A 15,692-nucleotide genomic window follows, 5' to 3' on the forward strand; every position below is an offset into this window, starting at 1 on the left:
TTTAAAACTGGAAGTACAGGAACGGGTTATAACTGTTGCCCACCAACGCTGCTGTAGAGAGCAGTAGCAGCAGGGGAGGCACAAATAGCTGCACAGCATTATAAACATACGTGGTTCGAAGGTTATTGGAACATCTTTCTCCCAGCTTTTTGAGCAAAGGCGTGGTTGCAATTGCCGCAGCAAGAAGAAAGAAGATATGGTTAAGAAAAATCGTGTTAAATTCAAAGCTGGTAAGAGGGTTTCCGTTTGCGCCAAACATTCCCCCTAGCACGGTATTCAACAAGACCGGCTGGCGGAAGCGGAAAATCGCCCAACCAAAAAAGACAATGATCAAAAGATAAAGATGGGAGAATACGGCGGGAATCCGTTCCAGAAGTTTTCCCAAGAAGAGGCGTTCAACTGCAATAAAAACAAAGAAATATAAGCCCCACAGGACAAAATTCCAGCTGGCGCCATGCCACAGGCCGGTTAAAAACCAGACGATAAATAGATTTGCAATGGTTCGGGGCAATCCACGCCGGTTACCTCCCAACGGGATATAAACATAATCGCGGAAGAAGGAACCCAGAGAAATATGCCAACGGCGCCAGAATTCAGATACGGAACGGGAAAGGTACGGATAATTGAAGTTTTCTTTATAATGAAATCCGATCATTAAGCCCATACCGATCGCCATATCGGAGTAAGCGGAAAAATCCAGATAGATCTGAAACATAAAGGCAAGGACACCCAACCATAGAGAGAGGACTGGACGTGCCTGCAACGTCGCCAGATTTTGAGAAAGGGAAGCAGCATTTGAAGCGACTGCATCGGAGAGAAGAAGCGTGTCTGCTAAGGCTCCACAACTATTGGCAAGCAGCGCCTTCTTGGCAAGACCGGTACAGAACCGGCTAATGCCGCGGCTGATTTCCTCCCGTGAGGCTTTACGGCAGAGAATTTCGCGACTGACATCCTGATAGCGAACAATTGGTCCAGCAATGCATTGGTGGAATAGACTGACATACATGAGCAGAAGCCAAAACTTTTTCTGTGCTTCCACCTCTCCACGATAAACATCGACTACATAAGAGATTAATTGGAAGGTATAAAACGAGATACCAATCGGCAAAGCGATTTGTGGAATGACAGATGGAAATCCAGTCAACTGATGGAATGTTTCAGCAAGAAATCCTGTGTATTTAAAGGTTCCCAGAAGGCCTAAACTGACAATTAGCGCGCCAATTAACCCGACTTTGGAAAGGAACATTTTGCCGTCGTCTCTCCCTTTTTGAATCAAACGGGCGAAGAACCAATCTGCAAGCGCCATTCCAACCAGAAGAAATACATATACTGGTTCTCCCCAAGCGTAAAAAAACAGAGAGAACATCAGCATAATGATGTTTCTTGTTCGAATCGTCTTTGCCAGGGAATAACACAACAAGTTGAGCGGGAGAAACACAAACAAGAAGAACAGATTGGAAAAGACCATAAACCACAACTCTTTCTCTTAAATTGGAGGATATATTTTAGATGACTTTGGAATGAAAAAAGACGGAGATTTCCAAATTTTTTCGTTTCTTTGACAGGGGAAATATCTTTTATTATTGTACCATGTTTCCACGGGATGAACAGCCCGTAGATCATCATTTTAAAAAAATCAGGCTGGAAACCATTTTTTGCAATCTTAATAGGAAATTTATGTATCTTTTGGCAAATTGTATGTTTAGCGAAAACGGGCTTCCGCAACGGATTATGAAGTACTTTATAAAATATTTAGGGTCAATCCCTATAGGGACCTCATAATAGCAAGCTTCCGCGAGAGATAACAAATATATCGACTTGCCCCACAGCCTATAAAAGGATGTTTCCTATACCAATGCTAACGTCCGTTTGCATTACCGGTAGTAATCTAAACAAATCAGGCCCGTGGATTTATCAAAAAGGGAAAATCATGTTTCATATGACCTTTCCCTATAGTGAAGCGTGTGATTCAGATAAGTATAGCGTTCTCGTTTTCTTGCAATCGAAGCTCTCTGATTCTCCACCACAGAGGAGAAACCCCATTTTGCTAAATCAAACAAAAAAGAAATGCGACAGACAGAAACTTTCTGACTGTCGCTTTATATACGCACGAAATAATCGATTAAATATTTACACCAGCCCTTTGTAAAGCGCTATAAAGCGCTTGCACATCGGATTGGTATTGATAGGCATACATTCCACATTGTCTGGCTGCCTCTACATTTTCTGCGCGATCGTCTATAAAGAAGCATTCTTCCGGTTCTAACTGATACCGCTTACATAGCAGTTGGTAGATTGCCACGTTAGGTTTGACCAACTTTTCATCGGCGGACACGATATATCCGTTTAATAGTGGAAACAGGGGAATCTTATGAGCGTATTGGTGAAAGCTGTATGCTGCGTTCGACAATATATAAAGACCGTACCCTTTTTGTTTTAATCGCTGTCCTAACTCGTTGGTTTCAGGGATGATCGTCAATTGATCGAACCAATGGTGGAATAGCTCTTTTGCACGTTCCTGCAAATTCTTTGGAAGCCGGCCACAGACTTGGGCGAGCGCTACTTCCGGTTCAATTTTTCCTTCATCCAATAACGGCCATTCGGGACCATCAAAGAGTTCCCGACAGACAAGCGTTGCTTCCGCTGGATCGGAGAAAAATCGCTGGGTATATTCCATGGGTCGATAATCCACCAGAACATTTCCCATGTCAAAAACAATGTGATGAATCAATCTTTATTCCTCCTTTGTAATGGCTTTAAACGTTCTGACAACCTTTATAGAATCATTCTGAAGAGTTTATGATAGAGCCTTTTGGGAAGAAGCATTGGAAAATCAAAACGGTCAAAAAGTTAATTTCATTATATCATGCTCTTCTTCGAAAGCGAAGTTTTTCTGGCATTTTTTAGGGATGTATGGAGCGCTCATTTAAGAAGGATGAAATATTGCGAACGGTTCGCTCATCAATAAAATGTTCTATCCGTTCAACTTGCTCAAGTTCATTTTCAGAATGGTTAATATAACAGAGAAATTGGTTCAGTAGATTGTGCCGGTAAAGGAGGTAATCTCCGAGAGCAACCCCTTCCGCAGTGGGACTGATACAACCATATCGTTCCGCTTGAACAAGGCCGGAGTCCTTTAAATGGTCCACCATTTTGGATGCGGATGATGGCTTGACATTGAGGTGCTCTGCCAAGAGGTGGACACGAGTGTATCCATGGTCCCGGCTCAACCGGCAAATCATTTCTAAATAGTCCTCCATGGCGGCTGTCAACTTGCTTTGTGCTGCAAGCTCATATCCTTTTTGAGTATGAAACTTTGATGGCATTTCCATATCCGCGTCTCCCCTCTGGAACACATCCATTCATAACGCATATATTAGCAGCAGGAAAGAAAGTTTCCACATCCTAATACTTATTTTGAGGTGAACACACTTATGTATAAGATAGATTCCCTGATGAATTTAAAAGAGGGAGAACGTGCGCGTGTATCCTCGCTGTTGTCCAGGGGGAGCATGCGTAGAAGATTGCAGGATATTGGTTTGATTGAAGGGACAGAAGTGGAATGTGTGCAAAAAAGTCCCGCAGGGGACCCGGTTGCTTACCGGATTCGCGGTGCATTAATTGCCCTGCGGTCGGAGGATTCTTCTAATATCTTAGTAGCGTGCAATGGGTGACCTTTTGTGGACTGAATTCTTGCCGGGAGGCGGGGAAGTGCTTCCCGCCTCCTTTGTACTGCCAATTTTTAAAATGGGGTGATGAGTTTGGGCTTGACCAGTGGTTCTACAGGAATAAAGGCTGTAGATATGGGATTAGTGGTAAAAAGACAGAGTGAAAACGACCGAGTAATCGCTTTAGCGGGAAATCCAAATGTGGGGAAGAGTACCGTTTTTAACGAATTGACGGGAATGAATCAACATACCGGAAACTGGCCGGGAAAGACCGTGACCAATGCACAGGGAACCTGTACATATCAGGGTCGCCCCTTCATTATGGTGGATATTCCTGGTTGTTATTCTTTGATGGCGCATTCTGCCGAGGAAGAAGTCGCCCGCGATTTCCTTTGTTTTGGAAAGCCGGATGCAGTTGTGGTCGTCTGCGATGCCACCTGTTTAGAACGCAACCTGAATCTAGTACTGCAAGCTTTAGAGATCACCAGCAATGTGGTCGTCTGCGTCAACCTGATGGATGAAGCGGAACGCAAGGGAATCCGGTTGGACTTTGAACGCATCGCAATGAGGCTCGGGGTTCCAGTCATTCCGGCTGCAGCCCGAAGCCGAAAAGGATTAGACGCCCTTATGCATGCCGTTTGTGAACAGTTGGATTGTCCCCCTAAGCCCTCGATTCCGGTATCTTATATTCGTCCGATTGAAGATGCTATATCCCTCTTACAACCTGCCGTTGCAGCAGCTTGTGGAGAAGATTATAACGCGCGTTGGATCTCACTGCGTTTGCTAGACTATGATACCGCTCTGATCCGTTCATTGAACGATGCCCTGGGGTTCGACCTGATAGCAGAAGAAGATGTGGCTGAAAAATTACAGGAGGCGAAAAACTGCCTGCGAAACAGGGGAGTTTCACAAGAGGATTTACGGGATCAAATTGTATCCTGTATTGTTCGCAAGGCGGAAGAGATTTGCGACGGTGTAGTGGTACATGAAAAAACAAAACGTGAATTGCGCGATCAGAAGATCGATCGAATCCTCACCAGCAAATGGACAGGATTTCCCGTGATGTTGCTTCTTTTAGGTGTGATCTTCTGGTTGACAATTACAGGCGCCAATTATCCATCTCAGCTTCTCTCAGACGGCCTATTTTGGATTCAGGACCGCCTAATGGATTGGTTTATTGCCATAGGTGCCCCGGTATGGCTACGAAGTATGCTGGTGGAAGGCGTTTACCGTGTTTTGGCATGGGTTGTATCTGTGATGTTGCCTCCGATGGCAATTTTTTTCCCTTTGTTTACACTTTTAGAAGATCTAGGTTATCTACCTCGTGTCGCGTTTAATCTGGATAAATATTTCAAAAAAGCGCATGCCTGTGGAAAGCAGGCATTGACAATGTGTATGGGGTTTGGTTGTAATGCTGCTGGAATAGTGGGCTGCCGGATCATTGATTCTCCTCGGGAACGGTTGATCGCCATGATTACCAACTCCTTTGTCCCCTGTAATGGGAGATTCCCTACTATGATTGCCATCATTACAATGTTCTTTATTGGGACAGCCGGGATGGGAGGTTCTATACTTTCAACATTGATTTTGACGGGAGTCATCGTTCTGGGAATTGTGATGACTTTTTTCGTGTCGCGCCTTTTATCCGGGACCATTTTAAAGGGAATTCCATCTTCCTTTACATTGGAGCTTCCACCTTATCGCCGGCCACAGATCGGAAAGGTGATTGTCCGCTCTATATTTGATCGAACGCTTTTTGTTCTTGGAAGAGCCGTGGTAGTAGCCGCTCCGGCTGGATTGATTATTTGGATATTAGCAAATGTTCAATATGGAGATGCCAGCCTTCTTGCACACTGTGCTGCCTTTTTGGACCCCTTTGCCCAATTACTCGGCCTGGACGGAGTCATTCTGCTTGCGTTCATTTTAGGTTTTCCGGCGAATGAGATCGTAGTCCCAATTATCATTATGACTTATATGGCGACGGGGAGCCTAACGGATATGAGCGACTTGACGCAGTTGCATACACTCTTGGTGGATAATGGGTGGACTTGGCTGACAGCGGTATGTACGATGTTGTTTTCTCTAATGCACTGGCCATGTTCCACGACCTGTATGACGATTGCAAAAGAAACCAAAAGTTTCAAATGGACAGCGGTTTCATTTGCCGTTCCAACGGTGGTTGGAATGCTGGTCTGTTTTTTGGTCGCTGGAACAGCTCGCATGCTGGGATGGGCATAAAGCACAATGAATAAAAAGCCTCTGTTGGTTCCCAATGCACGATTGAGAACCAACAGAGGCACCTGTATTTTCTTCGAGACTGTTGCTCATTCACTTGTGATACTTTCCGTGGTTTAAAATTTGAAATGCACGATAGGTCTGTTCACATAACATCACACGGGCCATTTGATGCGGAAAAGTCATCGGAGACATGGACAAGCGCAATACAGCGGCATTTTTTATAGATTCGCTTAATCCGAACGAACTTCCGATTACAAAACAAAGCCGGCTGGCTCCATTGACCGCCATGGAACCAATTTTCTCCGCAAGCTGTTCTGAGGAAAGCATTTTTCCCTCAATACAGAGAGCAATAAAAGGCGAGTTTCCAACAGAAGAAACAATCTTATCTGCTTCGATTTGTAGAGCAGCTTCGATTTGTGCGCGGGAAGGAGTTTCAGGAAGACGGCTCTCTGGCAGTTCTAAAATCGAAAACCGGCAAAAAGCAGAAAGCCGTTTTGCATATTCTGCGCAGGCCTCCCGCCAATAGGCTTCTTTCAATTTTCCAATACAAATTAGTTGGATGTTGAGCATAAATCCCTCAGAATAGAATGGTTTTCCCCATGCTGTTTTCACGGGGAGCAACGTGGAGTGTATAGTCGGCTCCTTCTTTCATCCCGCAGAGAGCGAGTGAACATACGGAGGTTTGATACGCGAGTTCTGGCGTATTGTTCTCTGCGCTGAGATGCGCTAGAACAAATCGTGTGGTCCCCTGTTCTGCAAAATGATATAATTCATCAGCACAAGCCAAGTTGCTTAAATGGCCAGTTTGGGAGAGGATTCTTCGTTTAAGCGGATAGGGATAGGGGCCGTTGCGCAGCATACCCACATCGTGATTGGATTCAATCGCAATTAGATCAGAGCCGCAAAGGGCGCTGCGCACGGTATCGGTCATATATCCCAAGTCCGTAGAGACCGCAGCACTGCGGCCATCTGCTGTAAATACACGGTATCCAACGCTTTCTGCGCTGTCGTGCGGGGTTCGGAAAGGCTGAATCAGCATACCGGCACATTCGATCCCGTTGGGCGTAATCTCTTCCACGGGAAAATCTCCTTTTAAGCAACCCATTTCCAAGAGAGCGGTCAACGTCCCTCTTGACGAATAAACAGGAATATGAAAACGGGATGCAAACACACGCAATCCCTTGATATGATCGGAATGTTCATGAGTAATAAATATGGCCTGAATAGCCTTTTGGTCAATCCCGCATGTGTCCAGCATATGTACCATTTGTTTGGCAGAACGCCCAACATCGATTAAAACGCCCGCATGGGAGGACCCTATATAATAAGCATTGCCACTGCTTCCGCTAAAAAGCGGACAAAATCTTGCCAAGGGGAGAGCCAACCGCCCTTTCTATAGCAAAATGGACGGTCCACTTTAGCGGACCGCCACTCTGGTCTTTTTAAATCGCCCGTGCAATCACAGGTTCTGACATATGAACACGCTTGATGTCAGCACCAAGATGGCACAATTTCTCTTCAATATTTTCATAGCCACGTTCAATGTGCTGAATGTCTTCCACTTGGGAAGTCCCTTGCGCACAGAGTGCCGCGATCATCATAGCAGCCCCTGCACGGAGATCGGTTGCTTTCACCGGTGCTGCCGATAGATGCTCCACACCTTCGATTACTGCCAGCCGACCGTCTACAGAGATCTGCGCCCCCATCCGTTTCAGCTCTTCCACATAGCGGAAACGATTGTCCCACACACTCTCGTTGATGATACTTGTGCCGTTTGCGATGGATAGCAAGACTGCAATTTGTGGCTGCATATCGGTGGGAAAGCCTGGATGAGGCATCGTCTTAATATTACACTTGTTGAGAGCTCCTTCACGGCGGACACGGATGGAATCGTCGTATTCGGTGACTTCAACACCCATTTCTTCCAACTTCGCAGTGATGGATTCCAAATGCTTGGGAATCACATTTTTAATCAAAACGTCGCCGCTGGTTGCTGCTGCAGCAACCATATAGGTTCCAGCCTCAATTTGATCGGGAATGATGGAATACGTGGTTCCATTTAAACGATCGACGCCATAGATCTTGATGACATCCGTACCAGCGCCGCGGATATCTGCGCCCATGGAATTTAAGAAATTGGCAAGATCCACGATGTGCGGCTCTTTTGCCGCATTTTCAATTACAGTCATGCCCTTCGCGCGCACCGCCGCCAAAATAATATTGACGGTCGCGCCCACGGAGACCACGTCGAGATAGATATGGCTGCCCTTGAGCTGTTCAGCTTGCACATCCACCATACCGCCATCCAATTTGTAGGAAGCGCCCAGAGCAGCAAATCCCTTCAGGTGCTGGTCGATCGGGCGAACCCCAAAATCACAACCGCCAGGCATCGTAACGACCGCGTGAGAAAAGCGCCCCAAAAGAGCACCGAGCAGATAATACGATCCGCGAATATGCTTGGCGAGCTCATAGGACGCTACGCAAGTGTGAATTTTACGGGGGTCAATCTCAATCGTTGTTTTGTCAATGGTGCGAACTTGTGCGCCCATGTCATAAAGAATACGGGTGATGGAACTTACATCCGTAATATTGGGTATATTTTCAATCCGGCATACGCCGTCTGAAAGAATTGCTGCAGGAATGATTGCAATCGCGGCATTCTTTGCACCGCTGATCGTTACCTCTCCGGTAAGCCGATTGCCACCAGTAATAACAAATTTATCCAATGCGGCACGCTCCAATCTTATAATCGACATACGTCTATCCCACGGCATATGAAAATAGATTCCATATGCTGCCTTGCCCAATGCTATACACAAAAGAAAAGCATCACTAGCTTTTACCGAAATAGCAGATTTAATGATAGGGCAGGCTGTTAATATTTACAAATTTTCAAAGAAAAATTCTCCTTAAATCACAAAGAAAAAGGGCAAGTCTTGCACCTTCACTCCTAAAGATCATAATACACCCCGCGTTAAAAGTCAAGGGAAGGGATTCATTCTGCCAAAGTTTGTGAATGTAAATAAAAATTGGAGGAAGAGGGAATCTTCGTTGTACCAAAAAATGTAAGTTTTTTTGAGATTTACATAATTTTGTTTGATAAATACGGGCTGCTTATAAAAAAATAAGAAAAAAGCGGCATTTCATCCCTGTTTTAGATGAAATGTCGCTTAAGTGATTACTTTACATAATTAAATGGATTCACACGAGTGCCGTTTTTGTAGACTTCAAAGTGGCAGTGTGGTCCAGTGGAATTACCAGTGCTTCCCACAAGTGCAATTGCCTGTCCTTTCGCCACTTTCTGCCCGGGTGAGACAAGAAGTTTGCTGCAGTGCCCATATAAAGTCTGCAAACCATTTCCATGATTGATCTGAACACGCAGGCCATAGCTTCCCGAATATCCGGCCGCTGTAACCGTCCCGCCATCTGCTGCAACGATTGTCTTTCCATAGGCGCCACTTCCAGAAATATCAATACCGCTGTGGAAGCTGCCCCATCGATATTCGAAACCGGTTGTGATGGTGTGCAGGGAAGGAACCGGCCACATCATACTGCCGGTGCTGACACCGGGCTCTGCGGTCTTTGGACGTTTTTTCGTTCCTGTCACAACGACCTTGTCCACGGGTTCTTCCAGGACAGTTGTACTCAAATTTTCACGCCCAACTTCCACACCGTTGAGATAGGTGACCTTATCCACACAGTGCTGTAACCCATTGACACCTTCCGTAAGAACCTTAGAATAGTCTGTATATTGCCCGTCATCCTTTTGCGTAATGGTTTTGTAAGGAATTTCTACATCATAGGATTGCTCCTTCATGATATTGACGCTGAGCTTGGGAACAGCCATTTCAATGTTAATCAGATCTCCCTCATGGAGAACGTCGATATCGCTCAGCTGGTTGATACTGGCAAGCTCTGTTAAAGACAGATTGTGGGTTTGTGCAATTGAAGTTGCAGTGTCGCCAGCTTTGACGGTATAAAGGACTGCATCCTTTTCGGTACCAGTCAATAGGCTCTCCATCTGCTCTGTGGTCATAATGCTGTTGGTAGGGAATAGACCACTGACGGTTTCTACATTCTGCGCAAAGGCGGCTTCTGCCTGAGTGTCGTCCCCTTTTGCATCGTTCAAAATATTTTGTAGAATGTATCGCAAATCGGCGCTGCTTTTTACGGCGCCAATCAACTCGCCGTCCACATAAAGTCCACTGGCCTCTTCAATGATACCGTCCGACTGTTTAATAATCAAATCACAAACAGCGCTGGCAGCTGAATAACGGTTTTCATCCACAACAGAAAGCTTAAAAGTCGGTGTAATCTCCACCTGTGTGTCTTCTCCCTCTACATCGTGGATCATACGTTGATTGACCATTTCAGTAGCCTGTTCGAATATATTCTCATCTTGAATGGTAGCAATTTCCTGCCCATCATAGGTTAAGACTAAGCCGTAGTTTAATCCGTTCCAATACTGGACCGTAAAAATTAGTAAGGCCAGTGCGCCCAGAGGAGCGGCAATATTTAAAATTCCACATACGAATTTTTTGTGCCGTACAAGGCTTTTCCCCGTCACTTTGACGGATTCCTTCAAAGCCTGTCCCATACTTTGGCGCTTGGCCTCTCGGAGACGCTTTCCCGCAATGGTGAACCCCTCGCGAATAGAATGCAGTTCTTTCAAAAGTCTTGCCAACTGCCGTCCTAGCGTCTTAGCGTAGATTTGTTTTATCAAATTCGTAGCCGGTAAAAAGAACCGATGTATTCGGCGGCGCAAGCGCTTTAAAATGCGAATCGATTGGATGCCAACAATATAAAGAAACGCATAACCTGTAGCCCTAAAGGACTGTATATGCTGTTTGATCAGCCCATGATAATGCGCAATACGCTGCTCTGCGGCTCCTTTCCCAGTGACGATTTTGGGGAATCGCATAGCTATTTCCTTTCATGTTCATAAATTGGTTACAAGTTTGTAATGTGGTTGCGCTTATCATACACGAAAAGTTACAAATTTGCAACCCTTTTTTCGAATTATCGCAAACCTGTCAAAAAACCTTCAATTTTTTGCAAAGAATGCTTGACAATTTGTTTTTCAATATGCTATACTAACCGAGCAGTCGAGAGAGACTGGAACAAAAGTGGAATAAATGCGAGAGTGGCGGAATTGGCAGACGCGCTAGATTCAGGTTCTAGTGAGCGCTTAGCTCATGGGGGTTCAAGTCCCCCCCCTCGCACCACATTAGGACGTCGTCTATGGATATCGCATAGCGGCGCAAAGTTATGGGACACCCCTGTGAATAACAGGGGTGTCCCGCTTTTTTATGTTCGTTTTTGATTGCTCTGGATTTCACTTAGAGATAACGCTGCACCATTTTTGTGAGCGGAAGAAAAAGGCCGATCTTGACGATGAACCTATCGCACCACTTCTGACACGGATGTTTTTCTCTGCACCACTTTTTCTGATGCTGCACCAATTTATGATGGCCCCAAAGCAAGCAAGGACTGTAGCGGGGAGGCTACAGTCCTTGCTTGCTTTACTATTCTACTCTCTCCAGAGTTGTCACCGTTTGCCCGCTTGTGATTACAATATAGTCTTCGGAAACGGTATTGACGGTAAAGGTCAGCGTGTCTGCGAACAGGTAGCTGGTCACATCCAGCTTGTATGTATCCCCGTCTTGGTAGAGCGCATAGGTGTCCTTGGGACTGAAGAAGTTGCAGTTTGTGCCGTCAAAGGCCACAATCGCTCCCGGCTGGGCTTGCCCAAAGCCGGAATCGCCGACGCTCTTCCATTTGCCCTCGATGGAGAAATCGCTGATAAACATAAAACCATATTCTTCGGGATTATAGTCAGGGTTGCCGCTGGCCTCTGCGGAAACGGATAAACTGCCCACATCATAAACCGAATCCCCAGCGGCTGCGGCCTCCTTAACAGGATAATAACTCATGTACTCGGTATCCCCTGAAGTATATGTAACTATGAGGTAGCCCTCGCTGTAATAGCCTATATGGACTATCTCACAGTTCGGGAAGTCATCTGCGATCGAATGGACAATGTCGCCATTCAGATCCATCATGGCATAAGATCCGGTGGGATCCATAAGTACGATGTAGCCATCATAGACTCGGGAAATCACATATTCTTCGGAGCTATCTCCATTAACCACTAGGTCGTAGGGTTCAAATTGGATTTTTCCCTGCCGATCTATAGCCGTTACATAAGTGTCATCGTCCGCTCCCTTAATGCAGATCACGGCATAGTCGCCATAAAAGGTTCCGCACAATTTTCTTAGCTCTGGATAATCGGTGACACTGCAAATATGGTTTCCCCAATAATCGTAATATTCAAATACCCCCGGTTTGTACACGCCTGACTCAAGGTCTTCTAAATACAATAGCGTGTCCGAAGCATAGTTTATTAACGCTCCAAAGTCGTATTCGCGTACTACCTCAAGATCGGTGTTCAAGATACACTGTCCATCAACGTTATAGAAAGTGGTCAGGCTGGGGATTTCTCCGTTCACAAACTCTCCAGCTAAAACGCCAACCGCCCGTTCCTGCCCGATAAGCACTCTTTGCTTATCAAAGTTAAAGTATGTGATGTGGGGAGTCCCCACGACATTATAGTATTCGCCAGCACTATACCAACCTTCTCCATAATATTCGACCTCGCCAAATGCCTCAACAGAGTTCGTCCATAGCGGAGAGGTTGAACCGCACGAGCAGCTGCTAATTTGTGTGCCATCCGGTTGCATGAGTGTAAAGATAAACTCGATGTCTTCTAATCCGTTTTTCTCTACAAGACAAATATACTGACCGTCATGCTGGCCAATGATATGCTCCCAACTTTTAGCGTCGTCGGAGTTGCTTGTCCGATAGTATTCATTACCATCTTGGTCTATTGCTACTTCATAAGAAGACGTATAGGAATCGCCGACCCGATAGAAAGAATATCCATCAACAAACGGCGCCATGTAACTAGGTTCAACACCATCGGGCAGAGAGAAGCAAATTGTGCCGTCCGTATTGATGACAGAAGTAACGAGGCTGCCGGTTTCATCCTCATACTGCACCCAAGCGAGCCCCTCAGAAAACTTCTGGGCATGAAGCAGCTGTAGATTAAAAGCATTAACGCCTGACTCCGCAGAGGAAGAAAAATCGTAATCCTCCAAATCACCAGCAAAAAGCGGCTCATTCTCTGTAGAGCCGTCCGAGGGTGCTGCTTCCGGCGTGCTTGACGAAGGCGCAGCAGCAGTGCTGTCACCTTTTGCACAGCCGCCAAGTAAAGATAAACTCAGGCATAGAGCCAAAAATAGAGCTATTTTTCTCATAGCACCGCCTCCTATTTGTACCGATCAGACAGGTTTTCTGTCGTGTCGCCTTTTTTCTCGTTCATGCGGCGCTTGATGGCGTTGTCAATGGCGTCGCCGCCTTTTCTGACGATCACGCGGCGAAGAATCCCGACAACGGCAAAGAATGCGATGAGTCCGATGATAATCAAAGTTTCCATAGTGTGTTCCTCCTGTTATTTACCATATCTCGGTTTTGGTCTGCATTGCCTTTGAGCGTACCTGCGTCTTGGGATCGAGGCTTAAAAACATTTTCTCAATTGCGGTTTGGAGCATATTCATCTTGTAGTATCCAAGCGGTGCGCCAAGCTTATTGGCTGTCCAGCGGTTAAACTTGAACACATATACACTCTTCTCCGCATCGTTGGCGACACGGGCGAGCTGGGCTTCAAAGGTTGAATGGGTGAAACGGAAAATCTGCTTGGCGCTGTCGCCGTTCATGGCGACGTTCATATCGGAATACGGCAAAGCTTTGAGTTTCTGCGTCAGCAGATCAGGATCAACGGGAGCCAGCGTAAACTCTTGCATCTGCTCGTGGAAGCCGCCCTTCCGCTCAATAATCTTGCCTTCCGCAGCCATTTTGGCGGTTTTTTGCTTATTGTAATAATAGCTCGCGCCAATCAGCACCGCAGCGATAACAAAAACAAGAAAAATAGTCATTGGTCACACCTCTTATCACATCATACCGGATTTATCTGCTTTTCAGCCTGATGGCCTTATCTGCCGATACTTTGGAACTGCGGCTCAATCAGCCAATTCCCCTCGCCATCAATGAACCCCCAGAGGCCGTTATACTTAACCTTGGCATAGCTGGAATCAAGAGAGAAGGACATCGCGTCCTCAAACATAAGGTCTGTAATGAAGTTCCCATCATGATCGACAAAGCTGTAATGTTGGTTGACCGTGTCGTAATCGCTATCGCGGAGTCTCACCTGCAAAATGTCTCGGTAGCCTCCGGAAAATACGACATCAGGGTTCACAGAATCCAGCACGACATTTCCGTCTGAATCAATATATTTATAGTCTGAGGTAGACATATTACCAACGAGATAGACACCGTTTACGGGGATAGCTATTGTTTCATATTGAGGCGATACAGTCCAATTTCCGTTCCTGTCAATGATGCCCCATTTGGTGGTATCTGCATCTAGGGCGGTGGCATATCCTTCTCGGAACTGATCAATGCTGCGAATATGCTTATTATCGGTGGGGAATATGATTTCTCCATCTGTGTTGATGGCATAATAGCAAATCATCGTACTTCCGTCTGCCAGTTGTGTCTCCATACCGACAAAGCAAATGCCGTCATACCATCTGGCAGCACCCTTGCCGCCACCAAGGGAGTTGGACATTGGTACATCGTCAAACTCGGTATCCGTGACATACTCCAAGTTCTCATCAATCAGCTTATATTTACCGTTTGCCAGTTGTACAAACGCCCGCCCGTTATTGAACCCAAAGACATCTTTTACATCGCTAAATATACGGTGCTCACCTTCAGTGCTGATATAGCCGAGGAAGCCTCGGTGATTTACTACCGCCCAACCATCAACAAAATCATAGGCTTCTTGGAAGTTGAGAGAAAACTGCACCTCTCCAGATTCGTTGAGATAGTATTGGTAGCCAGACGATCCGGCCACCACAAAGCCCTCAGAGAAGCTGCCAATCCCCCCGTAATGCTCCGGTTCGATCACATACTCGCCCGATTCGTTGATAATTCCGCCGCATTTGGTTTGGGCGACAACAACAGAGGCGTATCCGTTCTCATCGAATTGAGTGGCATCCGAGAATTGCGGCTCTATGACGTACTCGCCGGAGGTATTGATGTAACCCCACATTTTAGTCTCAAGGTCATTAACCAATGCTAACCCATTCTCCTGGAACTCATAGGCAAGGTTGAACTTAGGTTCAATCGCATAATTACCAGTGGCGTCGATATACCCCCAGCCATATCCATCGGGGTCTTGCACGAGCAGTGGGCCGTCATCAAACAGTTTCTCAAAAGATGTCCTTGTATCTTCGGGTTGTGCCTGCTCGGTGGTGGATGGAGAATTAACCGCCTGTCCGCCATTTGCTTCGTTGGCATCCCCACTGCCAGCCCCAGCTTCATCATGTGAGGCGCAGCCGCCCAAAAGCAGCATTCCGGCGCACAGCGCCAGTGCGATTATTCTATTCTTCATATGGTTGTCCCCCTTGGCTTTGTCTGATTAGAAGAGCTGTTATCACTGCCGGTATAGGTGGAGCGGAAAAGGCAACTTTCTAACAAAAATCCCGCCTCTACAGCCGGATGTAACACAATAAATCAAGCGTTACCTTTTTACCGGGAGAAACAACGGTAGCAGCCATCTCTGTTGGTTCAATTACCAAAATCATTATGAAAAACTTGCCATAAGGGGTCGATTTTCCGTTGAATCTCATCGCATTTAATGGTAGAATGGTATCTGTAGATTTA

The 15,692-nt window shown here is 46.1% G+C and carries 13 protein-coding genes and 1 tRNA gene; 3 read left to right on the plus strand and 11 right to left on the minus strand.

All coding sequences use genetic code 11. The features are described 5' to 3' along the window. Nucleotide 1 precedes the first annotated feature (1 nt). From B9Y59_RS04640 to B9Y59_RS04650, 3 genes are all read right to left on the minus strand, one after another. Nucleotides 2–1,468, minus strand: coding sequence for an MBOAT family O-acyltransferase (locus tag B9Y59_RS04640; RefSeq protein ID WP_085532057.1), 1,467 nt, complete (start codon nucleotides 1,466–1,468; stop codon nucleotides 2–4). 654 nt (nucleotides 1,469–2,122) lie between these two features. After that, nucleotides 2,123–2,731, minus strand: coding sequence for an HAD family hydrolase (locus tag B9Y59_RS04645; protein WP_085532059.1), 609 nt, complete (start codon nucleotides 2,729–2,731; stop codon nucleotides 2,123–2,125). A gap of 172 nt (nucleotides 2,732–2,903) precedes the next feature. Then, nucleotides 2,904–3,332, minus strand: a complete 429-nt coding sequence (locus B9Y59_RS04650; protein ID WP_085532061.1) for a metal-dependent transcriptional regulator — start codon at nucleotides 3,330–3,332, stop codon at nucleotides 2,904–2,906. 102 nt (nucleotides 3,333–3,434) lie between these two features. Here B9Y59_RS04650 and B9Y59_RS04655 point away from each other — a divergent pair, with 102 nt between their 5' ends. Next, nucleotides 3,435–3,674 (plus strand): FeoA family protein, encoded by a 240-nt coding sequence (locus tag B9Y59_RS04655; protein ID WP_054324112.1) that lies wholly within the window; start codon nucleotides 3,435–3,437, stop codon nucleotides 3,672–3,674. An 87-nt stretch (nucleotides 3,675–3,761) separates the two neighbouring features. Continuing rightward, nucleotides 3,762–5,906, plus strand: coding sequence for a ferrous iron transport protein B (gene feoB, locus B9Y59_RS04660; RefSeq protein ID WP_085532063.1), 2,145 nt, complete (start codon nucleotides 3,762–3,764; stop codon nucleotides 5,904–5,906). A gap of 90 nt (nucleotides 5,907–5,996) precedes the next feature. Here the strand turns inward: feoB and rlmH are convergent, their stop codons facing one another. The 4 genes from rlmH to B9Y59_RS04680 all read right to left on the minus strand — a co-directional run bounded on the left by rlmH (nucleotide 5,997) and on the right by B9Y59_RS04680 (nucleotide 10,827). Continuing rightward, complete coding sequence (gene rlmH, locus B9Y59_RS04665) at nucleotides 5,997–6,476, minus strand: 23S rRNA (pseudouridine(1915)-N(3))-methyltransferase RlmH (protein WP_054324149.1); 480 nt, start codon at nucleotides 6,474–6,476, stop codon at nucleotides 5,997–5,999. Nucleotides 6,477–6,483: 7 nt separating this feature from the next. Further along, complete coding sequence (locus B9Y59_RS04670) at nucleotides 6,484–7,278, minus strand: MBL fold metallo-hydrolase (RefSeq protein WP_054324148.1); 795 nt, start codon at nucleotides 7,276–7,278, stop codon at nucleotides 6,484–6,486. A 70-nt stretch (nucleotides 7,279–7,348) separates the two neighbouring features. Beyond that, nucleotides 7,349–8,632, minus strand: a complete 1,284-nt coding sequence (locus B9Y59_RS04675; protein ID WP_054324111.1) for a UDP-N-acetylglucosamine 1-carboxyvinyltransferase — start codon at nucleotides 8,630–8,632, stop codon at nucleotides 7,349–7,351. 452 nt (nucleotides 8,633–9,084) lie between these two features. Continuing rightward, nucleotides 9,085–10,827, minus strand: a complete 1,743-nt coding sequence (locus B9Y59_RS04680) for a M23 family metallopeptidase (protein WP_082402202.1) — start codon at nucleotides 10,825–10,827, stop codon at nucleotides 9,085–9,087. Nucleotides 10,828–11,043: 216 nt separating this feature from the next. On the opposite strand from B9Y59_RS04680, the gene B9Y59_RS04685 reads away from it, so the two are divergent. Further along, nucleotides 11,044–11,131: transfer RNA gene (locus B9Y59_RS04685), tRNA-Leu, on the plus strand. Between the two features lie 300 nt (nucleotides 11,132–11,431). Here B9Y59_RS04685 and B9Y59_RS04690 read toward each other — a convergent pair. From B9Y59_RS04690 to B9Y59_RS04700, 4 genes are read right to left on the minus strand one after another with little or no spacing between them, the layout of a single operon-like run. Beyond that, nucleotides 11,432–13,222: a hypothetical protein gene (locus B9Y59_RS04690; protein ID WP_085532065.1), complete on the minus strand. Its 1,791-nt coding sequence runs from the start codon at nucleotides 13,220–13,222 to the stop codon at nucleotides 11,432–11,434. Nucleotides 13,223–13,233: 11 nt separating this feature from the next. Continuing rightward, complete coding sequence (locus tag B9Y59_RS15655; protein ID WP_158088952.1) at nucleotides 13,234–13,401, minus strand: hypothetical protein; 168 nt, start codon at nucleotides 13,399–13,401, stop codon at nucleotides 13,234–13,236. A gap of 19 nt (nucleotides 13,402–13,420) precedes the next feature. Beyond that, nucleotides 13,421–13,900 (minus strand): hypothetical protein, encoded by a 480-nt coding sequence (locus tag B9Y59_RS04695; protein ID WP_085532067.1) that lies wholly within the window; start codon nucleotides 13,898–13,900, stop codon nucleotides 13,421–13,423. A gap of 56 nt (nucleotides 13,901–13,956) precedes the next feature. After that, on the minus strand, nucleotides 13,957–15,420 hold the full coding sequence (locus B9Y59_RS04700) for a WG repeat-containing protein (RefSeq protein ID WP_085532069.1): 1,464 nt from the start codon (nucleotides 15,418–15,420) through the stop codon (nucleotides 13,957–13,959). Nucleotides 15,421–15,692: the final 272 nt, after the last annotated feature.

The organism is Anaeromassilibacillus sp. Marseille-P3371, assembly GCF_900169665.1.
GTDB lineage: Bacteria > Bacillota > Clostridia > Oscillospirales > Acutalibacteraceae > Anaeromassilibacillus.